The organism is Luteimonas rhizosphaerae (assembly GCF_002849595.1).
In the GTDB taxonomy this organism is placed as follows: Bacteria; Pseudomonadota; Gammaproteobacteria; order Xanthomonadales; family Xanthomonadaceae; genus Luteimonas; species Luteimonas cellulosilyticus.
On record NZ_NRQR01000013.1, the window covers coordinates 61,760 to 84,053 of the forward strand.

Sequence of the window (22,294 nt, forward strand, 5' to 3'; positions counted from 1 at the left end):
GTGCGGCGGAAATTATAGCGGAGCGGCGCGGCCGGCCCCGTACAACCCCTTCTCCTCGATGAATGCGGCTACGTTCCCGGGCAGCAGACCCGTGACCGAGCGGCCTGCGGCGAGCCGGGCACGCACCTCGGTCGCCGAGACCGCCACCAGCGGCTGGCGCAACCGGTAGACGAGGCCGGCCGGGGCGTGTTCGAGCGCCTTGGGCACGGCGGCCCAGCGGCCACGGACCGCAGCGGCGAGCGGCGGCGGCAACACGGCACCCAGCGGACTGCCCGGCCGTTCGGCGACGACGAGGTGGGCCAGATCCAGCAACGACGTCCAGCGCGACCAGGACGGCAGGCCGAGGAAACTGTCGGCGCCGACCAGCCACGCCAGCGGCTGGACCGGACCGAGCGTCGCGCGCAGGGCCTGCAGGGTGTCGACGGTGTAGCTGCGACCGCTGCGTTCAAACTCGAACCGGTCCAGCACGAGACGGGATTCACCGGCGATCGCACGCTCGATCATCGCCGCGCGCTGTGCCGCGGGCGCGCCGGGCGGCGGACGGTGGGGCGGATCGGCGGCGGGCATCAGACGGACCGGGCAGGCCAGCGCATCGCGCGCGGCGCGTGCGATCGCAAGATGGCCCGTGTGGATCGGATCGAAGGTGCCGCCGTAGACCAAATGCAGCACAGAAGTCAGGCCGCGAGCAGCGCGCCGGCCCTGGCGTCGGCGACCGCGACCAGCAGCCGCTCGAGCACGATCCACGCGTCGACCGGATCCTGTCCCGGCCGGCCGCGGCCCTTGGCGATGCGATCGATGCGCCCGGCTTCGACCACGAACCGTTCCCAGCGCGCGGCGGGATGCCGCTGCAGGGCGCGACGGTAAACCGCCTGCTTCGCATCCCAGATGCGCTGCGCCTTGAACTCGGCCGCCATGTTGCCGCCGCGCGCCTGGGCCTGGGCCAGCGTCGCCGCGCGGGTGAGCTCCATGACGATCATGCCCATCAGCGCCGGGATCGCATCGCCTTCGGCGCGCAGGCCGGCGAGCATCCGCGACGCCTGCGCCGGCTGGCCGTTGAGCGCCGCGTCGATCAGCCGGAACACGTCGAAGCGAGCGGCGTCGGCGACCAGCGCCTCCATGCGCGCCGCATCCAGCGTGCCGCCATCGGCGAGCAGCGCGAGCTTGTCGACCTCCTGCGCGGCGGCCAGCAGATTGCCGTCGACACGCGCGGCCAGGCTCTGGACCGCGGCATGGTCGGCCAGCACGTGGCGGCTGCGCAGGCGCGCTTCGATCCAGCTTTCGAGTTCGTGCGGCTTGACCTGCCAGGCGACGACGAGATGCCCGACCGCGGCGATCGCCTCGCTCCACTTGCCGCCGTGCTGGCGGCTCCATTCGCCGCCGGTGACCAGCAGGGTGACGTCGGCGGGCGGATCGGCGCAGAACCCGGCGATCACCTGGGCGCCTTCCTTGCCCGGCTTGGTCGTGGGCAGACGTACTTCCACCAGGCGCCGCGACGCGAACAGGCTGGGGGCGCGGAACGTCGCCTCGAGCCCGTTCCAGTCGATGTCGCGGCCCTCGGGCTCGAACACCTCGCGCTCGGCGACGCCCTGCTTGCGCGCGGCCGCGCGGACCGCGTCGGCGGCCTCGAGCACCCGCAGCGGTTCCGGACCTGCGATCAGATACGCCGGCCGCAGCGGCTCGCGGTCGAGCTGCGCGGACAGGCGTTCGGGTGTCAGCTCCACGACGGCCGCGTGGCGATGGCGCGCCGCGGGTTCACTCGGCGGCGCGGAGCTGCGGATTGCGGAACACGGCGTCGACGCGGCGGAGGATCGAAGCGCTCATCTCGCGTTCCATCTCTGCCGACAGCAGGTCGCGCTCGGAATCGGTACCGATCGCCTGCGTCGGAATCGACAGGTAATCGCGCGCGAGCTCGATCGCCTGCGCCGGCACGATGTCCTCGCCGTCCGCGTCGACCATCGAGAACACGACGCCATAGCGCAGCGTGAACTCCTGCGCACGCCCCTGGGCGTCGATGCTCAACGGCGTCGAAGCCCAGCGTTCCGACTCGATCCGCAACGTCGCCACGTCGGTCTGGCTGGCGCTGGCACGCTGCACACCCGCGCTGTCCAGCGACCGGTTCAGCAACTGGGCGAGACCGCTGTACCGGTCGCGCGCCGTCACCTTCACCGGCCCGAGATCCGGCGGCAACGTCAGCGCGTTGCGCAGGTGGAAACCGCAGGCCGGCAGCAGGAGCACGAGGCCGAGGGCGGCGAGACGGATCGAAAACGGGCGGAGTCGGTTCATGCGCGAAGTCTGGACGAGGCGGAAGGGGGCGGCAAGCAGCGATGGACGGGCAGCGGAACGCCCGGTTCAGCCCGCGACGATGTTGACGATCTTGCCCGGCACGACGATGACCTTGCGCACCGTCAACTCGCTCAGGAACTTGACGACATTGGGCTCATTGAGCGCCATTGCTTCGATCTGCTCCTTCGGCAGGTCGACCGCGACCTCGATCGTGCCACGCAGCTTGCCGTTGACCTGGATCGCCAGTGTGACCGCGTCGCGCGCCAGCGCAGCCGGATCGGCCTGCGGGAAGGCCTGGTCCTCGAGCAGCGTCTCGGCGTGACCCAGCACCTGCCACAGCGTGTGCGCGATGTGCGGGGTGATCGGGTTGAGCAACAGCACGATGGTCTCGAACGTCTCCTGGCGCAGCGCGCGCGCGTTCGCATCCGCCTCGTCGAACTTGCCGACGTGGTTGAGCAGTTCCATCACCGCGGCGATCGCGGTGTTGAAGCTGTGGCGGCGGCCGTAGTCGTCGCCCACCTTCTGGATCGCCTCGTGCAGCTGGCGGCGCAGGGTCTTCTGCGCGGGCGTCGCGGCAGCGACATCGAACGCGCCGACTTCCCCGCCCTGTACGTGCTTCTGCACCTGGTTCCACAGACGCCGCAGGAAGCGCGACATGCCTTCGACGCCGGCCTCGTTCCACTCCAGCGACTGCTCGGGCGGCGCGGCGAACATCGAGAACAGGCGCACCGTGTCGGCGCCGTACTTGCCGATCATCGACTGCGGGTCCACGCCGTTGTTCTTCGACTTGGACATCTTCTCGGTGCCGCCGATCGAGACCGGCTGGCCGTCGATCTTCGACGTGGCGCCGGTGATCCGGCCCTTGTCGTCGCGGGTGATCTCGACGTCGGCCGGGTTGATCCAGTCCTTGGCGCCGTTGCCCTGTTCCCGATAGAACGTGTCGGCGATGACCATGCCCTGGGTCAGCAGGTTGATCACCGGCTCGTCACTGCGCACCAGGCCTTCGTCGCGCATCAGGCGGTGGTAGAAGCGGAAATACAGCAGGTGCAGGATCGCGTGCTCGATGCCGCCGATGTACTGGTCGACCGGTGTCCAGTAATCGGCGCGCTCGTCGACCATGTCGGCCGCGCCCGGCGAGGTGTAGCGCGCGGTGTACCAGCTCGACTCCATGAAGGTATCGAAGGTGTCGGTCTCGCGTTCGGCGGCGCCGCCGCAGGTCGGGCACGAGGTCTTGCGCCACTCGGCGTTCGACTTGATCGGCGACTGCACGACGCCCGGGTTGGCGAACGCGTCCTCGACGTCCTCGGGCAGCAGCACCGGCAGCTGGTCCTCGGGCACCGGCACCGCGCCGCAGGCGTCGCAGTAGATCACCGGAATCGGGCAGCCCCAGTAGCGCTGGCGGCTGACGCCCCAGTCGCGCAGGCGGTAATTGACCTTGCGATTGCCGCGGCCCTGCGCTTCGAATCGGGCGGCCAGGGCGTCGAGCGCCTGCTGGAAATCGAGACCGTCGAACTCACCGGAATTCACCAGCCAGCCGCGATCGGTGTAGGCGCCTTCTTCAGCAATGCGACGCTCGAACGACTCGACGACCTGAACGGCCGCGCCGGTGTCGTAGACGTCGAGCGACGCGCCGCCGCCGAGTGCCGTCGCCACCGGATCGGCGTGCGCGCGGCGGTCGCGGCCGATCTCCTGCAACGCGTCACGGACCTCGTCGGGCACGACCACCATCTGGATCGGCAGGCCGTAGGCCTTGGCGAATTCCCAGTCGCGCTGGTCGTGGCCGGGCACGGCCATGACCGCGCCGGTGCCGTAGCCCATCAGCACGAAGTTGGCGACCCAAACCGGGATCTCCTCGCCGGTGACCGGATGGATCGCGCGCAGGCCGGTGTCCATGCCGCGCTTGACCTGGGTTTCCAGTTCGGCTTCGGACACGCCGCCCTGGCGCAGGTCGGCGATGAACGCCGCCAGATCGGCATCGGCTTCGGCCGCGCGCATCGCGAGCGGATGCTCGGCGGCGACCGACACGAACGTCACGCCCATCAGCGTGTCGGGGCGCGTGGTGTAGACGGCGAGCGTGTCGTCGCTGCCGGCCACGTCGAACGAAAATTCGAGGCCCTCGCTGCGCCCGATCCAGTTGCGCTGCATGGTCTTGACCGACTCCGGCCAGCCGCCCAGTGTGTCCAGGCCGTCGAGCAGTTCCTGCGCGTACGCGGTGATCTTGAGGAACCACTGCGGGATCTCGCGCTTCTCCACGACCGCGCCCGAGCGCCACCCGCGGCCGTCGATGACCTGCTCGTTGGCCAGCACGGTCTGGTCGACCGGATCCCAGTTGACGACCGAATTGCGGCGGTAGGCCAGCCCCTTCTTCATCAGACGCACGAACATGCGCTGCTCGTGGACGTAGTAGTCCGGCGCGCAGGTCGCGAACTCGCGACTCCAGTCGATCGCATAGCCCAGCGACTGCAGCTGGCCGCGCATGTGGTCGATGTTGGCGTAGGTCCACTTGGCCGGCGCGGTCGCGTTCTTGATCGCGGCATTCTCGGCCGGCAGGCCGAACGCGTCCCAGCCCATCGGCTGCAGCACGTTCTTGCCGGTCATGCGCTGGTAGCGGCTGATGACGTCGCTGAGCGTGTAGTTGCGCACGTGGCCCATGTGCAGCGCGCCGGACGGGTACGGCAGCATCGACAGGCAGTAGTACTTCGGCTTGTCGGCCCGCTCGGTGACCTCGAACGCGCGGGTCGACGTCCAGAACCGCTGGGCATCGGATTCCACCGGAGTGGGCTGGTAGGCGTTGGGATCGACGATGACGGATTCGCTGGACACGGACTGCATTCTGCTGGCGGAGGACAGCCGGCAAGCCTACCGCAGGGGCTGGGGCGCCGCCACGCGGACCGCGCGCGCCTGGTGGCCCTCCGGAGGCGGCCGACGCGACCCCTGCATCGCCCGCTACAATCCGGTGCCTGCTTTGCCGAGTGTGTCCTCTGTCCAACTCGTCTTCCCGGTTCAAGTCCTATCGGCTGCCTGCGTTCGCACTGGCGCTGCTGCTGCTCATCGGCACCGGCGCGGCGAGCGTCGTGGGCGTCGAGAACCTGCGCGCCAGCAACGCCTGGATCGAACACACCTACCGCGTGCTCAACCGGATCGAGGTCGTCGATCAACTGGTGCGCAGCAGCGAGGCCAGCGGCCGCGCCTACCGCCTGACCGGGCATCCCGAATTCCGCCAGCAGTACCTGCGGGTCGTGCCCGGCGTCGAACGCGAAGTCGGCGCGCTGGTCGCCCTGACCGCCGACAACCCGGTCCAGGCGCCGCGGGCGCGGGTGCTGCAGGCCCTGGTGCGGACCCACATGGCGGAGCTGCAGCGGCTGCACGACATCCAGGAGATGTTCGACATGGAGGCCGCGCGGACGGCGACCGACGCCACCCGCGCGCTCACCCAATGGCGCCGCATCGAGGACGTCAGCGCACAGATGCGCGACGAGGAGACCCGCCTGCTGACCGAGCGCGAGGCCCGCAGCCAGCGCGCCGCGGTCTGGCTGACCGTGCTGGTGGTGCTCGGCACGCTGGTGTCGGCCGGCCTGATGATCTGGCTGATGTGGAATGTGACCCACGAGAACCGGCGCGCGCAGACGCTCGAGCGCGAGGCGCGCGACGCCTTCCACGAAATGGCCCTGAGCATGGCCAAGGCCGACCGGCTGTCACAGCAGCGGCACCAGCTGAGCCGCTATTCCGGCCTGCTGCAGAGCTGCGAGACGCGCGACGAGATCGTGCGGCTCACCGGCGACACCCTCGCCGGCCTGATTCCCGGCGTCAGTGGCCAGTGCTATCTGCTGCGCGCCTCGCAGAACTTCTACGAGAGCATCGCCACCTTCGGCGACGCGACGATCAGCAGCGCCGACATGCTGCTGCCCAACCAGTGCTGGGCGCTGCGGCGCGGACAGCCGCATCACCTGCCTGCCGGCGCCGGCGGCATGCGCTGCGATCATCTGGATGCCGAAGCCCCGCTACCCGCAACGTCTAGCCTGTGCCTGCCGCTGGTCGCGCAGGGCGCGGCGATCGGCCTGCTGCACATCAGCGCGCCCGCCGACGGCATGATCGACGACGGCGATACCGCGATCGTCGGCCAGATCGCCGAGCAACTGGGCCTGGCGATCGTCAACCTGCAGCTGCGCGAGACCCTGCGCACGCAGTCGCTGCGCGACCCGCTGACCGGTCTGTTCAACCGCCGGTATCTCGAGGAAAACCTCTCGCGCGAGCTGCAGCGCTGCGAACGCCGCGGGCTGCCGTTGTCGGTGCTGATGCTCGACGTCGACCACTTCAAGCGCTTCAACGACAGCCACGGCCATGCCGCCGGCGACGCGCTGCTGAGCCAGGTCGGCCGCCTGATCCAGAGCCGGGTGCGCAGCGAGGACATCGCCTGCCGCTACGGCGGCGAAGAGTTCACCGTCGTCATGCCGGAGATGGACGCCGAAGGCGCGTGCCAGCGCGCCGACGAGATCCGCACCGCGATCGAGACCGCCACCGTGCTGCACCTGCGGCAGACGCTCGGGCCGGTGACCATTTCGATCGGCATCGCGACCTATCCCCACGACGGCGCCACCGCCGAACTGCTGCAGCAGATGGCCGACGCGACGCTCTATCGCGCCAAGGCCGAAGGCCGCAACCGCGTGCTGCACGCCTCGCACCGGTCCTGAGCCCTGCCCGCGCGGCCCGCCGCGTGCTTCAATCCGGGACCTGCCGCCGCTTCCGGAGATCCGCATGGCCCGTCGTTCCCGCGCCCCGTCCCTCGCCCTGCTCGCCACCGCCCTGCTGCTGCCCGCGTGCGCATTCGCCGCGGACCGCACCGCCGTGCACTGCGAGCGGCTGTTCGACGCGCGCAGCGGGCGCATGCTCGGCGAGCACACGATCCTGGTCGACGCAGGCCGCATCGCCGAGGTAATCCCGGGCCGCGCCAAGCTCGAGGGCGACGTCGCATCGATCGTGCTCGGCGACCGCACCTGCATGCCCGGCTGGACCGATCTGCATGTCCACCTGGGGTCCGAATCCAGTCCGCAGAGCTATTCCGAAGGCTTCCGCCTCGATCCGGTCGACTTCGCCTTCCGCGCCGTCGGCTACGCCGACAAGACGCTGCAGGCCGGCTTCACCACGGTCCGCGATCTCGGCGGCGAGGTCAGCCTGCACCTGCGCGATGCGATCAACCAGGGGCTGGTGCACGGTCCGCGGATCTTCGCCGCCGGCAAGTCCATCGCCACGACCGGCGGTCACGCCGATCCGAGCAACGGCTACAACTCGATGCTGTCGCACCTGATGGGGCCGCCCGGGCCGACCGAAGGCGTGATCAATTCCGTCGACGATGCGCGCCAGGCCGTGCGCCAGCGCTACAAGGACGGCAGCGACGTCATCAAGATCACCGCGACCGGCGGCGTGCTGAGCTACGCGAAATCGGGCGACGCGCCGCAGTTCACCGTCGACGAGATCCGGACCATCGTCGACACGGCGAAGGACTACGGCTACACGGTCGCCGCGCATGCCCACGGCACCGAGGGCATGAAGCGCGCGGTCGAGGCCGGCGTCACCAGCATCGAACACGGCACGCTGATGGACGACGAGGTCATGCGCCTGATGAAGCAGCGCGGCACCTGGTACGTGCCGACGATCTACGCCGGCCGCTTCGTCGCCGACAAGGCGAAACAGCCGGGTTACTTTCCCGAAGTCGTCCGGCCCAAGGCCGCGGCGATCGGCGCCCAGCTGCAGGCCACCGCCGAGCGCGCCTACCGCGCCGGCGTGCCGATCGCCTTCGGCACCGATCAGGGCGTGGGCCCGCACGGCGACAATGCGCGCGAGTTCGTCTACATGGTCGAAGCCGGGATCCCGGCCGCGTATGCGCTGCAGTCGGCGACGCTGCATGCGGCGACCGTGCTCGGCGTCGACGACCAGGGGGTCATCGAAGCCGGCAGGCGCGCCGACATCATCGCGATGCCCGGTGATCCGCTCGCCGACATCAACGCCGTGCTGGGCGTCGATTTCGTCATGAAGGAAGGCCGCGTGTTCCGCCAGCCCGACGCCGACGCAGCGCCCGTCGCGATCGAGTAACGGGCGTCAGCGGCGCGGCAGGCGCCAGGCCAGCCACAGCGTCCACGCCCACCAGCACGCGAGCACCACCCGTTCGGCGATGCCGGGGCCGAGCAGCCCCGGCGCCAGCAGGCACAGGCCGACGACACCGGCCAGCAGCAGCGCCGGCCACCGCACCGCGCGCAATGCCAGGCCGGACAGCAGCGCCCCGGCCGCGAACGCCAGGTTCCACAGCATCCAGGCCACCGCGTGCCAGCGGCTCGTACCGGCGTCGAGTTCGAGCGGATCGAGTGCGAACGCGCCCTGCGCCGCGAATGCCAGCGCCGCCAGCAGCATCAGCCGCAAGGCGATGCCGCCGACCAGGCCGGTGCCGGCGGGCAGACCCGTGCGCAGGCGCATCGCGACGCCGGCGACGACCACACCCGGCGCGCCCCAGACCAGCAGATTGAACATCCAGGCCAGCGGCAGGCCGGCGGCGCCCGGCAAGGCGAGCGGGGCGCCGGGCGGCAGGGCCGTCATCGCCGCGAAGGCCAGCAGCGTCAGCAGGCTGCACGCGTGCGCCGCCGCGACGGCGCGCCACAACCGCGAGCCGTTCAAGCCGCCCACCGGAACACGTCCTCGACGCCGACACCGAACGTGCGTGCGATCCGGAACGCGAGTTCCAGCGACGGCGCATACCGGCCTGCTTCCAGCGCGATGATCGTCTGCCGCGTGACCCGGCAGGCATCGGCCAACGCCTGCTGGGTCATCTCGCCCCGTTCGAATCGCAGGCGTCGGATCTCGTTGGCGATGGGGGTGCCGCCGCTCACAGGCCTGTTCCTTTATCGCAGGTCACGCTGCGTCCCGACGATCGTGCCAGTACAGGGCCGCCGTCGCTGCGTACTCGACCAGCCAGCCGCACATCAGCAACAGGATCAACAGATTGGCGATCATGAAATGCGTGGCCCAAGCCAGGCGCTCCACCGGAGACAGACCCAGCGTCACCGCCAGCGCGACGACAGCGAACACAAGCGCGGCGCGGCCCCACCCGGCAGCGCGCGCTTCGATGTCGCGGTCGCGCTCGTCGGACTGCACGTGTCCGTTCCAGCGAGCGGCCAGCACCCGCGACAGCACGGTCCAGGCGATCAGCAGCACGACCAGATTGCGCACCACCACGCGGGAATGCGGGGCATGCGGAATCGACTCGCTGCCGAACACATGCAGCTTGCTGACGAAATACAACGTAGCCACACACATGAAAACGGTGCCAATCCAGGCCTGCCACTCGCCCGGCGCCATCCCCTGCTCGAGCTCGCCGCGCGGCATCGTCGAAACCTGATAGAGCGCTAGCCACGCCGTGCCGACCAGCAGGACCGAGCCCAGCATCCCGACGTCGACGCCAAGTCGCGTAGTGCGACCCGCCAACAACAGCCAGAGAGCGAGGCCGGCCAGCAGCAACATTCCCGTCCATTTCCATCGGCGCCAGACCATGGTGTCAACTCCAGCAGACTCAAAGTAAAAAATAATTTACATCCCCAATGCGGCATGTCAACTATTTTTGACATGGTTGTATCCTGCGCCGGCGCCGCCATGCTTCGGTATCGGCGCCAGGCGCCTTCCCCACGACCGCCCACGGAACCCTGCATGCTCTTCAACGGCAACGCCCCCGCTCCCGCTTCCGCCCCCTCCGCGCACGTGTTCGACGCGACAACCGCGACCTTCGAGACCGAGGTGCTGCAGACATCGCTGCAGACGCCGGTACTGGTCGATTTCTGGGCCGAGTGGTGCGAACCCTGCAAGACGCTCGTGCCGGTGCTCGAGAAGCTGGCGGCCGAATACAACGGCGCGTTCGTGCTCGCCAAGGTCGATGTCGACAAGGAACAGCAGATCGCGGCTGCGTTCCAGATCCGTTCGGTGCCGACGGTGTTTCTGCTGGTCGGCGGGCAGCCGGTCGACGGTTTCCCCGGAGCCCTGCCGGAAGGCGAGATCCGCGCGTTCCTCGAACGCCACGGGATCGTGCCGGCGGACGCTGCCCCCGCGGAAGATGTCGCCCCCGTGCCGCTGGATCCCAGGGCGGAGGCCGAACGCCTGCGTGGCGAAATCGCCGCAGCGCCGGACAAGGACGAACTCAAGCTCGACCTCGCGCTGGCGCTGCTGCAGACCGGCGACACGGCGGAAGCCGAACAGTTGCTCGACGGCCTGCCGGCGAACCTGTCGACCGACGACCGTGCGGTGAAGGCACGTGCGCGCCTCGGCTTCGCGACGGTGCTGGCCGGCGCGCCGTCGATCGATGCCCTGCAGGCGACGATCGCAGCGGATACCGCCGATCTGCGCGCGCGCCACCTGCTCGGCGTGCACCACATCGTCGCCGGCGACGCGGAAGCGGGACTCGCGCAATTCATCGAAGTCCTGCAGCGCGACCGCGATTTCGACGACGGCCTGCCGCGCAAGGCGCTGATCGATGCGTTCCGGATCCTCGACGACGCCGAGCTCGTCGGCCGCTACCGCCGCAAGATGGCGTCGCTGCTGTTCTGATCGGGCGCATCCGGGCGCGTGCGCGCCGTCGCGTCTGGCAAGATCGGCGTCCCCTCGCCGATCGTACGCTCATGACACCGCGCCGTTTCCGCCTGCTGATGAACCTGTGGCCGCCGTTCCTGTTCGCGGGCATCCGCGTGACCCGGATCGACGACGGCTTCCGGCATGCGCGCGTCGAGCTGCGCCAGCGCTGGTTCAACCGCAATTACGTCGGCACGCACTTCGGCGGCAGCCTGTTCGCGATGACCGATCCGTTCTGGATGATCATGACGCTGCGCGCGCTCGGCAAGGACCACGTGGTCTGGGACAAGGCCGGCGAGATCGAGTTCATCCGCCCGGGCCGGGGCACCGTGCACGCGGCCTTCGATCTCGACGACGTCACCGTCGAGACGATCCGCGCCGCGACCGCCGATGGCCGCAAGCACCTGCACTGGTTCACGACCGACGTGCTCGACGCCTCGGGCGAACCGGTCGCCCGCGTGCGCAAGCAGGTCTACGTGCGCCGCAAGCGACGCAGCGGTCAGTCGGACGCCGCCGTCGATTCGACGAGATAGGGCGGCAGCGGTACCGACCACGTCGCGCCGCGGGTGGTGTCGTACTGCGCAATCTCCAGTGAACGCCCGTCGGCGGTGACCGTGATGTCGCGTGCGGGACTGCGCATCGCTGCAGGGCGGCGTGCGAGGCGTTCGGCGAGCGTGCCGTCGTCGGGCTGCTCGCGCAGCCAAGCCAGAGTCGCGAGAAGTTGGAGACGGGCGTTCTGATCTTGAGCCCGCCACACGTAGCTCCCGAATCCCGGACCGGAGATGTCACCCACAATGCACCCGGCACTATTGGCGATGCACTCGAAGCGGCGCCAGAGCGGCACCGAGTTGGCGGGGAAGACCCGCCGATAATCTATTTGCAGTGGTATGCCCTGATCGATGCAGGGAGTAATCATCTGTTCCGCCATGAAAGCCCTGAAACCATCTCGATCAAGCACAAGCCAGCTCCACCACGTGTGGCGACGCATCTCCGGTATCGCTTCAGTCGCGCCCATACTCCATGCGAATTCACCGCGCATAGCAGGACATATGGATGCGTCGGCAGCCACCGGCGCGGCGAGTGCAGCCTCGCAGCTTGACGGCAGCGGTATGTCGCGCGGTAGCTCTGCAACCATGCGGGCCAGCAAGGCCCCATAGCCTTCGGTCGCAAGCCAAATCCCGAGCATCCGTACGATCAGCGTGTCGCTGCGGACCCCGATGCGCCTCCACGTCGTAATTCCGCGGCAAGTCGCCTCGATAGCGCCAGCTCGATCGCCCTGCGCGAAACGGACGGCATGCGCTGTGATCGGCCAGCTGAGCAGGGTGAATGGTGGGAAAGGCGCCCGGTGATCGGGTGGAAGACGTGAACGATGGTGATCGTAAGACGCCAGCGCTTCGACACGTTCGATCAGTCGCGCGTTGTCGCCGACCAGCGAAGCGTACTCGTCAAGGGCGGCGTAGACCTGACTTAGACACTTCGCGCCATCGGCGCCACAGGGTGTAACCGTGCGCTGGGCGGGGTCCAGGTCCGGGTAGCGCGCAGCAACCGTCGTGAACGATAGCGGTTCGTCGCGAATTTGCGCCGCCTCCGTCAGCGCCTGCATATCCGCATCCGCGACCGCCGCGATCTCCGCGTCAGGCACGTCGTAGGGCAGTACCCAGATCGCATCGAAGGCATTGCGCCCTTCGAACGCGTTCGGCGTCTCCAGCAGCGCCAGTGCCGCGCGCTGTTCCGGCGTCGGTCCACGCAGCCGCGACCATGTCCACAGCGCCGCCAGCACCAGCACCACGATCAGCAAACCCACGCCCAACCGCTTCAACCAGCGCATGCCCGATCCCCTTGTCCCCGCATCCTGCGGACCTGCAGTCTGCCATCACGACCGGTCGGCGCGACGAGCGGGCCTCGTCTCCCGGGTTCGGCGGGTATCCTGTCCGCCGCGTCAGCACCCCTGTCGCGGCCGTGAGACGTGCCGGTCCCCGCATCTGCAGCGACGCCGCGCCACAGCTCCGGTGCACGCGCCCCGCCCCGCGCCTGCCTCCGGCGCGCAGTCCACGACACGTCCACTTTCCGAATCCCGATGCTCCGACTCACCGATCTCAAACTGCCCCTCGACCACGACGACGCCGCGTTGCCCGCCGCCATCGTCGCGCGCCTGGGCATCCATGCCGACGAACTCACCGGTTTCACCGTGGCCAAGCGCAGCTACGACGCGCGCCGGCGCGGGGCGATCGTCCTGATCTATTCGGTCGACGTGGCGACGCCGCGCGAGGCGGACATCCTGCAACGGCTGGCGCTCGATCCCGAAGCCGCGTCCGCGGGCGAGCAGGCAGACGGCGCCGTGGCCAGTGGCAGCGGCAAGATCGGCCCATCCCCGGACACCTCGTACCGCTTCGTCGCGCATGCGAAAGAGGCGCTGCCGCTGCGCCCGCTGGTGATCGGCACCGGTCCCTGCGGCCTGTTCGCCGCACTCGTGCTCGCGCAGATGGGGTTCCGGCCCATCGTGCTGGAACGCGGCAAGGCCGTGCGCGAACGCACGGTGGACACCTTCGGCCTGTGGCGGAAGAAGGTGCTCAACCCCGAATCCAACGTGCAGTTCGGCGAAGGCGGCGCGGGCACGTTCTCGGACGGCAAGCTCTACAGCCAGATCTCTGACAAGCGCCACCACGGCCGCAAGGTGCTGACCGAATTCGTCGCCGCGGGCGCGCCGGAGGAAATCCTCTACGTCAGCAAGCCGCACATCGGCACGTTCCGGCTGGTGTCGATGGTCGAGCACATGCGCGCGACGATCGAATCGCTGGGCGGCGAGATCCGCTTCTCGAGTCGCGTCGACGACCTGCTGGTCGACACCGGTGCCGACGGCGTGCGCCATGTCCGCGGCGTCACCCTCGCGAGCGGTGAGGAAATCCGCAGCGACCACGTGGTGATGGCGCTGGGCCACAGCGCGCGCGACACCTTCGCCATGCTGCATGCGCGCGACGTGTTCCTGGAGGCGAAGCCCTTCTCCATCGGCTTCCGCATCGAACATCCGCAATCGCTGGTCGATGCCGCGCGCTTCGGCCCGCAGGCCGGCCATCCGCTGCTGGGCGCGGCCGATTACAAACTGGTGCACCACGCCCGCAACGGCCGCTCGGTCTACAGCTTCTGCATGTGCCCGGGCGGCACCGTGGTGGCGGCCGCCAGCGAGCCCGGGCGCGTCGTGACCAACGGCATGAGCCAGTACTCGCGCAACGAACGCAATGCGAATGCGGCGATCGTCGTCGGCATCGCGCCCGAGGATTTCCTGCCCTATGCGCCCGAAGGCGGGCCGCTCGCCGGCATCGCCCTGCAACGGCACTGGGAGTCGAACGCGTTCGCGCTCGGCGGTGGCGAGTACGAGGCCCCGGGCCAGCTGGTCGGCGATCTGCTCGCCGGGCGCGCGTCGAACGCGTTCGGCAGCGTGGTGCCCTCGTACACGCCGGGCGTGCGCCTGGGCGATCTGTCGAGCGCGTTGCCCGAGTACGCGATCACCGCGATCCGCGAAGCCCTGCCCGCCTTCGACCGGCAGCTGCGCGGCTTCGCGATGCACGACGCGTTGCTGACCGGCGTGGAAACCCGCACCTCGTCGCCGCTGCGCATCACCCGCCATGCCGACGGCCAGAGCTTGAACACGCGCGGGCTGTTCCCGGCCGGCGAAGGCGCGGGCTATGCAGGCGGCATCCTGTCGGCCGGCGTGGACGGCATCAAGGCGGCCGAGTCGGTCGCGATGGCGCTGGTTGCCGCGGGGCACGCACGCGCGACCTGACCGCGAGCCGGTGCGCGACCGCATCGCGCGCATGCTCCGCCGCCCACACGGTGCCCGGCGTGCCGTTGCGATTCGCCTGCACGCGCACCGTGCTGGATCCACAGTCCTGAACCCGTCCGGCGTCACACCGTTTTCGTTCGCGGCATGGGTATGCTGTCCGCCGCACAGGGGGACGCATGCCGCACACGACACCTGGAACCGAGGCCGCGCCGGTCCTGCCGGACATTCCCGGCTACCGGCTGCTGCGCGTCGTCGGCCACGGCGGCATGGCGACCGTCTACAGCGGCACCCAGCTGTCGCTGGGCCGCGACGTCGCGATCAAGGTGATGCTGCCCGAAGCGCTCGCCGACGAGGTCAGCCGGCGGCGGTTCGAGAACGAAGCACGCACGATCGCGCGGCTCGAACATCCGCACATCGTCGGCATCCACGAGGTCGGCCGCACGCGCGAGGGCCTGCCGTGGTACTCGATGCCGTTCCTGCCGCACGGTCACCTGGGCCAGCGCGATCTCAAGGGCCAGCCCGAACGCATCCACGACGTGTTGCGCGCACTGCTGTCCGCGCTCGGCTACGCGCATGCGCGCGGCGTGATCCATCGCGACGTCAAGGCCGAGAACGTGCTGTTCGACGAGGCGGACCGGCCGCTGCTCGCCGATTTCGGCATCGCCCTGCGCCGCGGTTACGGCACCCGCGTCACCATGGTCGGGCTCGCCGTCGGCAGCACCGCCTACATGGCGCCGGAGCAGGCGCGCGGGCACCAGGTCGACCACCGCACGGATCTCTACAGCGTCGGCGTGCTCGCCTGGGAAATGCTCAACGGCGCGCTGCCGTACCAGGCCGACGACGCGTTGTCGATGGCGATCCAGCACACCCAGAGCCCGATCCCGCGGCTGCCGCCGGCGCTGCGCCACTGGCAGCGGTTCATGGACCGCGCACTGGCCAAGGAACCGGGCCGGCGCTTCGCCGATGCCGCGGACATGCTCGACGCACTCGCCCGCGTGCCGCAGCGCGAAGGACGCGAAGCGGCGATCACCCAGACCTTCCGCAAACTCGGCGCCAGCGCGCGCCGGTCGCCGCGGGCGGTGTGGATCCCGGTCGTGCTGCTGGCCGCGGCCGGCACCGGTCTGCTGCTGCACACGCTGCGCACGCCGGAGTCCGAAACCGCCCCGGTCGCCTCGATCGGCCGCACGGCCGCGTCCGGCGACGTCACCGGCGACGCCGCGGACGCAGGCGAGGGAGCGGCCGACCCGGCGACGCGCGCCGCGTCGCCGCCGACGGACGCCGTCACGGCCCCCCGCGCCGCACCGATTTCACCGAGCGACCGCCACATCGCCGACGCCGAGCGCCAGATCCGCGCCGGCAACCTGACCACACCCGAAGGCCGCAGTGCGCTCGACCAGCTGCAGAAGGCCTGGGACGCGGACCGCGAACACCTGCGCGTGCCGGCGGTCGCCACGCGACTCTTCGCCGCGATCGGCACCCGCGCCGGCCAGCTGATCGCACGCGGCGACGATCGTGGCGCGGCGGCGCTGCTGGAACAGACGCGCTCGCGGGCCGCGGGGATCGGCCAGGCCGACGGCGACGCGATGCGCGCCCTGCATGCGCCGGTCGTCGCCGCGATCACTGCGCGCATCGACCAGGCGACCGAGCGCGTCGATCGCGACCAGGCGATCGCGAGTCTCGCCGCCGCGGCCGCGGCCGGCCTCGACGCACCGACGACGTCGCGCTTGCGGCGCGCGGCGCAGACGATTCCGGATCTCGCCGACGCCGGCGATCACGCGCCATCGGGCATGCGCGTGGTGCGCACGGCCGATACCGTGTTCGGCATCGCCAACGCGCCGGTGAGCCGCGCCGAATATGCACGCTTCGCCAGCGCGACCGGGCGGCGGGCCGCGAGCTGCCGGGCACGCGGCTCGGTGCTGCGAGCGCTGGCGCCGCGCAGCTGGGAGAAGCCGGGCTTCGACCAAGCGCCGGGCGATCCGGTGGTCTGCGTGACCTGGCACGATGCGGTCGACTACGCCCGCTGGATCAGCGAGCGCACCGGCCGCGGCATCGTCGTCGCGTCCAACGCGCATGGCGCCGCGCTGCCGCCGTCGGCGTCCGCGCCGGCCGAGTGGCGCAGCGACTGCGCCGCGGTCTGCAAGCAGCGCGTCGCCGTCGGCCGCGGCCACGACGACGGCAAGGACAGCCGGGCGCTCGAACCCGACCGCGGCTACGACGACGTCGGCTTCCGTCTGGTTCACCTGCCCTGAGGCCGGCGGCCTATGATGCGCGTCCCCGCATCGTGTCCGTCCCGTCGCCATGAGCAACACCACCTTGAGCGGCCGTCTGCAGCGCCTGTTCCTGACCGGCCTGCTGACGTTGCTGCCGATCTGGCTGACCTGGATCGTCGTCAAGTTCGTCTTCGTATTGCTGTCGGACATCAGCCGGCCGTGGGTCGCGCCGCTGGCGCACCAGATCGCGGCGTGGTTCCCGAACTCGCTCGGCTGGATCAACGTGGCCTCGGTGCAGGCGACCATCGCCCTGGTCGCGACCATTGTGCTGATCCTCGTCGTCGGCTGGCTGGCGCGCCGCGTCGTCGGCCAGCGCATGCTGTCCTGGGTCGAGGCGCTGGTACGGCGCATCCCGCTGGCGAACGTCATCTATTCGAGCGCGCGCAAGTTGCTCGACATCCTGCAGACCAAGCCCGACGGCACCCAGCGCGTGGTGCTGATCGACTTTCCGCATGCGGAGATGAAGTCGGTCGGCTTCGTCACCCGGGTGATCCGCGAAGCCGGCACCGGTCGTGAACTCGCCGCGGTCTACGTGCCGACCACGCCGAACCCGACGTCCGGCTATCTGGAAATCGTGCCGCTGGACAAGCTCACGCCGACCGACTGGACCGTCGACCAGGCGATGAGCTTCATCATCTCCGGCGGCGCGGTCGCGCCGGACACGATTCCGTTCGATCCGCCCGCGCGCGCCCGGCCGTCCGCGCCACCGGCGCCGACGGCACCGCACTGAGTCCGCGTCGCGACGCGTGACCTCCGTCCCTTGCCACGCGTGGCACCGCGGACCACCATCGACGCTTCGCCTCCGGAGCCTCTCCATGACCCGTCCGCTCGTCCTCGCCATCGCATTCGCCCTGACGGCGACCGGGAGTCTCGTCGCCTGCAGCCGCGATGCCGCACCGGTCGCCACGCCCGCCACCGATGCCGCCGCACCTGAGGATGCGGCTGCGAAGGCCGCGCGACTGACCGCGCTCTATGCCGAGTTCTGGGAAGAGACGCTGAAGCTCAATCCGGTGCAGGCCACGTTCCAGGGCGACATGCGCTACAACGACCAGCTGCCCGATTTCGGCAGTGCCGACTACCGCGCGCAGTTGCATGCATTCAACACGCGCTGGCTCGAGCAGGTCGAGGCGATCGGCGAGGCCGGCCTGACCGGGCAGGACCTGCTGAGCTACCGGATCTTCGTCGACGAACGCCGCCGCGCGCTCGACGGCGAGCGCTTCCCGTCGTGGATGCTGCCGGTCAACCAGATGGGCAGCATCGTCAGCTATGCGGTGATGCTGGGCTCGGGCCAGACCGCACAGCCGTTCAAGACCGTGCAGGACTACGACAACTGGCTGGCGCGCGCGGCGCGTGTGCCGGTGCTGATCGATACCGACATCGCCAACATGCGTGCCGGCATCGAGGCCAACGTCGTGCAGCCGCGCGTGGTGATGGAGAAGGTGTTGCCGCAGCTCGACGCGGTCATCCAGGCGACGCCCGAGGAAAGCCCCTTCTGGGGCCCGCTCGCGCAGTTTCCCGACGAGGTGCCGGAGGCCGAACGCGAGCGCCTGACGGCCGCCTTCCGCACGCTGATCGTCGACCAGCTCAATCCCGCGATGCAGCGCCAGCGCGACTTCATCGCCGACGAATACCTGCCGCAGACGCGCGACAGCGTCGGCATCGACGCGCTGCCCGACGGCATGGCGTGGTACGCCTACTCGGCCCGGCAGCAGACCACGACCACGCTGGCGCCGGACGCGATCCACCAGATCGGTCTCGACGAGGTCGCGCGCATCCACGGGGAAATCCGCGGCGTCATGACCGAGGTCGGCTTCGACGGCTCGCTGCAGGACTTCTTCAGGTTCATGCAGAGCGACAAGCGCTTCGAGTTCCGCTCCGAGGATGCGCTGCTCGCCGCGTACCGCGCCCTCGAGGCGAAGGTCGAGACGCGGGTACCCGAGCTGTTCTCGCTGACGCCGAAGGCCGGGTTCGAGATCCGCCCGGTCGAAGCGTTCCGCGCCGAGTCCGCGGCCGGCGGCTCCTACATGTCGCCGAGCGAGGACGGCAGCCGGCCGGGCATCTTCTACGTCAACACCTTCGACCTGCCGACGCGCAAGACCTGGGACGCGGAAGACCTGTTCCTGCACGAAGCCATTCCCGGCCACCACTTCCAGCTGGCGCTGCAGCAGGAACTCACCGACCTGCCCGCGTTCCGCCGCTTCGGCGGCGAGACCGCCTTCATCGAAGGCTGGGGCCTGTACGCCGAGGGGCTCGGGAAGGACCTCGGGCTGTACACCGATCCCTACAGCTACTTCGGCCGCCTGCAGGGCGAGCTGTGGCGCGCGGTCCGTCTGGTCGTCGACACCGGCCTGCACAGCAAGGGCTGGACCCGCCGGCAGGTGCTCGACTACATGTTCGAGAACTCCTCGGTCAGCGAGCCCGACGCGATCGCCGAGGCCGAGCGCTACATCGCCTGGCCCGGCCAGGCGCTGGCATACAAGATCGGCGAACTGAAGATCAAGGAGCTGCGCGCGAAGTCCGAAGCCGCGCTCGGCGAGCGCTTCGACATCCGCGAGTTCCACGCCGAAGTGCTGAAGGACGGCTCGGTGCCGCTGGCCGTGCTGGAGGCGAAGATCGACACGTGGATCGCCGCCGTGCAGTCGCGTCCCGCGACGCCCGGTGCCGACGCCGGAACCGGAGCTGCCGCGGACGCACCTGCCGACGCGGGTTGATCGCACGACCGCGCGGCACTACCGAGCCGCGCGCTTCCCGGTCAGGAGCGCGCTCGCGCGCGATGGTCGCGTGGGGATCGTCGTCTTCGCGTGCGTGCATGTGGCCTGCACGACGGACGCATGACCGTGACGGCTTGTCGCGCGCAGGCGCGCTTCTACAGGAACTGCTCGCAGCCACGCGATTGCGAGACGGTTCGGGGACGAGGATCGGAGTCGCCGTTCGGCACGGAATGCCGTCGACAGGACCGTCAGCTCGGCTCCACGGGGTACCGCGTGCGGCGCGCGATACGACGTTCAATCCCTCCCCAGCACACGAGCAACCGGGACGGTTGCGATGGCTTGCTCGGCAACAGCCGCCGGTTCGCAGACAAAAAGAAGGGCCGGCAATGCCGGCCCTTCTTCATCGCGTCAGCGCAACGCGCCGGGGATCACGCGCTGTCGCGGCGTGCGCCCTGTGCGCGGCCCGGGCCGCGGCTCTGCTTCGGGCCCGCGTGTGCGTGCGCGCCGCGTTCCTGCGGCTTCGCGTGACCATGGCCACGGCTGCCGGCCTTGCGCGGCGGGCGCTGGCCTGCCGGCTTCTGCTCGCCCGGGCGCAGGCCCGGACGCGCGCCCATCGACGGCTTGCGCTGCTGCTGGCCGCCGTTCTTCGGGATCGGCGTGTCGAGGCGGATCGGCCGGCTCGGCGCGAAACCTTCGACGACTTCCATCGTCAGTTCGGCGTTGAGCATGCGCTGGATCTGGCGCAGCAGGCCGCCCTCTTCCGGCGACACCAGCGACAGTGCCTCGCCCGTCGCACCGTTGCGACCGGTGCGGCCGATGCGGTGCACGTAGTCCTCGGCGACCATCGGCAGGTCATGGTTGATGACCAGCGGCAAGTTCGGGATGTCGAGGCCGCGCGCGGCGACGTCGGTGGCGACGAGGATGCGCGCCTTGCCACTCTTGAACAGGTTCAGGGCCTTCTGGCGCTGCGCCTGGCTCTTGTTGCCGTGGATCGCGACGGACGGCAGGCCGGACTCGGCCAGCTGCTCGGCGAGACGGTTGCAGCCGTGCTTGGTCTTGCCGAAGATCAGCACCTGGTCGGTGTGGCGCTTGGACAGCAGTTCGACCAGCAGGTCGCGCTTGCGCGCGTTGTCGACCGGATGCGCGCGATGGCGGATCGTCTCGGCGATCGTGTTGTTGGTCGCGACCTGGATCTGCTTCGGATCGCGCAGGAACTCCAGCGCCAGCGCGCGGATCTGCGACTCGAACGTGGCCGAGAACAGCATCGTCTGACGCGTCTTCGGCACGCGGCCCATGATGCGCTTGATCGACGGCAGGAAGCCCATGTCGAGCATGCGGTCGGCCTCGTCGAGCACCAGCACTTCGACCATGTCGAGCTTGGCGTGGCCCGATTCGATATGGTCGAGCAGGCGACCCGGGCAGGCGACGAGGATGTCGACGCCGCGGCGCAGGTTCTCGATCTGCGGCTGCATGCCGGCGCCACCGAACACGGTGGTGACGTTCAGGCGCAGGTGCTTGCCGTAGCTCTTGATGCTGTCGGCGACCTGCACCGCGAGCTCGCGGGTCGGCACCAGGATCAGCGCGCGCGGCTTGCGCGGACCCTTGGCCGGCGTTTCCTTCGACAAGCGCTGCAGCAGCGGCAGGCCGAACGCGGCGGTCTTGCCGGTGCCGGTCTGGGCGCCGCCCAGCAGGTCGTGGCCGGCCAGCGCCAGCGGGATCGCCTGGGCCTGGATCGGCGTCGGCGTCGTGGAGTTGGTTTCGGCGAGCGCGCGCAGCAGCGCGGGCGACAGACCCAGGTCTTCGAAGGTCTGGGTTTCGGTTTCGAGCGTCATGGAGGGAACTCCTTGCGCTTCCGCACGCCGCCGTCCGTGGATCGTGCAGACGCACGACACCGGTGACGGGAACGCTGGGAAGTCTTGCTCGGAGCTATCCAGAACCGCGCTGCGAGCAATGATGGAACGGCTGCCGGATGCTCCGGGCCGTGGTCTGCGCGACGAAAGACGTGCGGAATAAGTCCGCGCGGATCGGAGATCGATCAATGCGGAAGGCGTACCAGGATCGTATCCGTCGACGCGGATCGCGTCGGACGGGGGCAGCCGTGTTGCAGAACGAGACGGAGTGTACGCCAATTCAGCTTGATTCTCCAGCCGGGGTGCCAGACCGGCGATCACCGGGGACAGCGCCGCATTCCTGCGACGCAGCATCCGGCGGGGCGGCTCTGGGCGAGACCATGGCCCTGTGGCAGCATCGACCGCATTCCCGGCTGGATCCCTCTCCATGCGCCACCGCTCCGGTGCCACGTCGCCGACTGCCCTGCTCGCCCGCTGGCTGCTGGCCAGCGTCTTCCTCGTGCTGGGCGGCTCGCGTCTGTGGATCGCGGTCGAGGGCGCGACAGTGCCGGACGCCGCGCTGGCCTTCAGCGTCGCGGAATGCGTGCTGGGTCTGGTCATCGCCAGCGGGTGGCGACTGTCGTGGACCGCATCCACCGCCGCCGCGCTGCTGCTGGTCGACGCCGTCGTCTCGCACCCGTTCTGGACGCTCGACGCCGCCGCGCGCGATGGCCAGCTGCTGCATTTCATGAAGAACGCCGGGCTCGTCGGCGGCTTCCTGCTGCTGGCGCAGTCCGCGCCGCGGAGGCGCTGAGC

18 protein-coding genes are annotated in these 22,294 nt (G+C 69.8%); 9 read left to right on the top strand and 9 right to left on the bottom strand.

Annotation, left to right across the window (positions count from 1 at the left end):
- Positions 1 to 12: 12 nt before the first annotated feature.
- The 4 genes from nadD to leuS all read right to left on the bottom strand — a co-directional run bounded on the left by nadD (position 13) and on the right by leuS (position 5,088).
- Positions 13 to 669: a nicotinate-nucleotide adenylyltransferase gene (gene nadD / locus CJ022_RS06200; RefSeq protein WP_233198630.1), complete on the bottom strand. Its 657-nt coding sequence runs from the start codon at positions 667 to 669 to the stop codon at positions 13 to 15.
- Between the two features lie 5 nt (positions 670 to 674).
- Positions 675 to 1,721 carry a DNA polymerase III subunit delta gene (gene holA, locus CJ022_RS06205; RefSeq protein ID WP_101925803.1) on the bottom strand — a complete coding sequence of 349 codons (1,047 nt, stop codon included), beginning with the start codon at positions 1,719 to 1,721 and terminating at the stop codon, positions 675 to 677.
- A 31-nt stretch (positions 1,722 to 1,752) separates the two neighbouring features.
- Complete coding sequence (locus CJ022_RS06210) at positions 1,753 to 2,283, bottom strand: LPS-assembly lipoprotein LptE (protein WP_101925804.1); 531 nt, start codon at positions 2,281 to 2,283, stop codon at positions 1,753 to 1,755.
- A gap of 66 nt (positions 2,284 to 2,349) precedes the next feature.
- The gene (gene leuS, locus CJ022_RS06215; RefSeq protein ID WP_458351492.1) at positions 2,350 to 5,088 is read right to left on the bottom strand and encodes a leucine--tRNA ligase; all 2,739 of its coding nucleotides are present in this window, start codon (positions 5,086 to 5,088) and stop codon (positions 2,350 to 2,352) included.
- A gap of 167 nt (positions 5,089 to 5,255) precedes the next feature.
- On the opposite strand from leuS, the gene CJ022_RS06220 reads away from it, so the two are divergent.
- Both CJ022_RS06220 and CJ022_RS06225 read left to right on the top strand, forming a co-directional pair.
- Positions 5,256 to 6,974, top strand: a complete 1,719-nt coding sequence (locus tag CJ022_RS06220; RefSeq protein ID WP_101925806.1) for a sensor domain-containing diguanylate cyclase — start codon at positions 5,256 to 5,258, stop codon at positions 6,972 to 6,974.
- A 64-nt stretch (positions 6,975 to 7,038) separates the two neighbouring features.
- Positions 7,039 to 8,373, top strand: a complete 1,335-nt coding sequence (locus CJ022_RS06225; RefSeq protein ID WP_101925807.1) for a metal-dependent hydrolase family protein — start codon at positions 7,039 to 7,041, stop codon at positions 8,371 to 8,373.
- A gap of 6 nt (positions 8,374 to 8,379) precedes the next feature.
- Here the strand turns inward: CJ022_RS06225 and CJ022_RS06230 are convergent, their stop codons facing one another.
- Genes CJ022_RS06230 through CJ022_RS06240 form a run of 3 tightly spaced genes read right to left on the bottom strand, consistent with a single transcriptional unit; the run spans position 8,380 to position 9,822 of the window.
- Positions 8,380 to 8,958 (bottom strand): hypothetical protein, encoded by a 579-nt coding sequence (locus tag CJ022_RS06230; protein ID WP_101925808.1) that lies wholly within the window; start codon positions 8,956 to 8,958, stop codon positions 8,380 to 8,382.
- Positions 8,946 to 9,161, bottom strand: a complete 216-nt coding sequence (locus CJ022_RS06235; protein ID WP_101925809.1) for a helix-turn-helix transcriptional regulator — start codon at positions 9,159 to 9,161, stop codon at positions 8,946 to 8,948. The genes CJ022_RS06230 and CJ022_RS06235 overlap by 13 nt, the downstream gene beginning before the upstream one ends.
- Positions 9,162 to 9,183: 22 nt before the next feature.
- Entirely contained in the window at positions 9,184 to 9,822 is a 639-nt protein-coding gene (locus CJ022_RS06240; RefSeq protein WP_143703898.1) for a hypothetical protein, read from the bottom strand.
- A 153-nt stretch (positions 9,823 to 9,975) separates the two neighbouring features.
- Here CJ022_RS06240 and trxA point away from each other — a divergent pair, with 153 nt between their 5' ends.
- Together trxA and CJ022_RS06250 are read left to right on the top strand one after the other, a co-directional pair.
- Positions 9,976 to 10,866, top strand: a complete 891-nt coding sequence (gene trxA / locus CJ022_RS06245; protein ID WP_101925811.1) for a thioredoxin — start codon at positions 9,976 to 9,978, stop codon at positions 10,864 to 10,866.
- A 71-nt stretch (positions 10,867 to 10,937) separates the two neighbouring features.
- Entirely contained in the window at positions 10,938 to 11,420 is a 483-nt protein-coding gene (locus tag CJ022_RS06250) for a DUF4442 domain-containing protein (RefSeq protein WP_101925812.1), read from the top strand.
- On the opposite strand, the gene CJ022_RS06255 is transcribed toward CJ022_RS06250, so the two are convergent.
- Complete coding sequence (locus CJ022_RS06255; protein WP_101925813.1) at positions 11,387 to 12,715, bottom strand: hypothetical protein; 1,329 nt, start codon at positions 12,713 to 12,715, stop codon at positions 11,387 to 11,389. The genes CJ022_RS06250 and CJ022_RS06255 overlap by 34 nt on opposite strands.
- A gap of 249 nt (positions 12,716 to 12,964) precedes the next feature.
- Here CJ022_RS06255 and CJ022_RS06260 point away from each other — a divergent pair, with 249 nt between their 5' ends.
- The 4 genes from CJ022_RS06260 to CJ022_RS06275 all read left to right on the top strand — a co-directional run bounded on the left by CJ022_RS06260 (position 12,965) and on the right by CJ022_RS06275 (position 19,649).
- Positions 12,965 to 14,668 (top strand): NAD(P)/FAD-dependent oxidoreductase, encoded by a 1,704-nt coding sequence (locus tag CJ022_RS06260; protein WP_101925814.1) that lies wholly within the window; start codon positions 12,965 to 12,967, stop codon positions 14,666 to 14,668.
- Between the two features lie 176 nt (positions 14,669 to 14,844).
- Positions 14,845 to 16,917 (top strand): bifunctional serine/threonine-protein kinase/formylglycine-generating enzyme family protein, encoded by a 2,073-nt coding sequence (locus CJ022_RS06265; RefSeq protein WP_101925815.1) that lies wholly within the window; start codon positions 14,845 to 14,847, stop codon positions 16,915 to 16,917.
- A gap of 49 nt (positions 16,918 to 16,966) precedes the next feature.
- Positions 16,967 to 17,668 (top strand): DUF502 domain-containing protein, encoded by a 702-nt coding sequence (locus tag CJ022_RS06270; protein WP_101925816.1) that lies wholly within the window; start codon positions 16,967 to 16,969, stop codon positions 17,666 to 17,668.
- Positions 17,669 to 17,753: 85 nt separating this feature from the next.
- Positions 17,754 to 19,649 carry a DUF885 domain-containing protein gene (locus CJ022_RS06275; RefSeq protein ID WP_101925817.1) on the top strand — a complete coding sequence of 632 codons (1,896 nt, stop codon included), beginning with the start codon at positions 17,754 to 17,756 and terminating at the stop codon, positions 19,647 to 19,649.
- 428 nt (positions 19,650 to 20,077) lie between these two features.
- Here CJ022_RS06275 and CJ022_RS06280 read toward each other — a convergent pair whose 3' ends face one another.
- Positions 20,078 to 21,481 carry a DEAD/DEAH box helicase gene (locus CJ022_RS06280; protein ID WP_101925818.1) on the bottom strand — a complete coding sequence of 468 codons (1,404 nt, stop codon included), beginning with the start codon at positions 21,479 to 21,481 and terminating at the stop codon, positions 20,078 to 20,080.
- Between the two features lie 445 nt (positions 21,482 to 21,926).
- On the opposite strand from CJ022_RS06280, the gene CJ022_RS06285 reads away from it, so the two are divergent.
- The gene (locus CJ022_RS06285) at positions 21,927 to 22,292 is read left to right on the top strand and encodes a hypothetical protein (protein ID WP_101925819.1); all 366 of its coding nucleotides are present in this window, start codon (positions 21,927 to 21,929) and stop codon (positions 22,290 to 22,292) included.
- Positions 22,293 to 22,294 lie beyond the last annotated feature (2 nt).

What these genes read in the sequence shown, in the direction of transcription:
- CJ022_RS06225 (WP_101925807.1), top strand. Translation starts at nt 7,039, where the DNA reads ATGGCCCGTCGTTCCCGCGCCCCGTCCCTCGCCCTGCTCGCCACCGCC.
- CJ022_RS06270 (WP_101925816.1), top strand. Translation starts at nt 16,967, where the DNA reads ATGAGCAACACCACCTTGAGCGGCCGTCTGCAGCGCCTGTTCCTGACC.
- CJ022_RS06265 (WP_101925815.1), top strand. Translation starts at nt 14,845, where the DNA reads ATGCCGCACACGACACCTGGAACCGAGGCCGCGCCGGTCCTGCCGGAC.
- CJ022_RS06250 (WP_101925812.1), top strand. Translation starts at nt 10,938, where the DNA reads ATGACACCGCGCCGTTTCCGCCTGCTGATGAACCTGTGGCCGCCGTTC.
- CJ022_RS06255 (WP_101925813.1), bottom strand. Translation starts at nt 12,715, where the DNA reads ATGCGCTGGTTGAAGCGGTTGGGCGTGGGTTTGCTGATCGTGGTGCTG.
- CJ022_RS06240 (WP_143703898.1), bottom strand. Translation starts at nt 9,822, where the DNA reads ATGGTCTGGCGCCGATGGAAATGGACGGGAATGTTGCTGCTGGCCGGC.
- trxA (WP_101925811.1), top strand. Translation starts at nt 9,976, where the DNA reads ATGCTCTTCAACGGCAACGCCCCCGCTCCCGCTTCCGCCCCCTCCGCG.
- CJ022_RS06210 (WP_101925804.1), bottom strand. Translation starts at nt 2,283, where the DNA reads ATGAACCGACTCCGCCCGTTTTCGATCCGTCTCGCCGCCCTCGGCCTC.
- CJ022_RS06285 (WP_101925819.1), top strand. Translation starts at nt 21,927, where the DNA reads ATGCGCCACCGCTCCGGTGCCACGTCGCCGACTGCCCTGCTCGCCCGC.
- CJ022_RS06260 (WP_101925814.1), top strand. Translation starts at nt 12,965, where the DNA reads ATGCTCCGACTCACCGATCTCAAACTGCCCCTCGACCACGACGACGCC.
- CJ022_RS06280 (WP_101925818.1), bottom strand. Translation starts at nt 21,481, where the DNA reads ATGACGCTCGAAACCGAAACCCAGACCTTCGAAGACCTGGGTCTGTCG.
- CJ022_RS06275 (WP_101925817.1), top strand. Translation starts at nt 17,754, where the DNA reads ATGACCCGTCCGCTCGTCCTCGCCATCGCATTCGCCCTGACGGCGACC.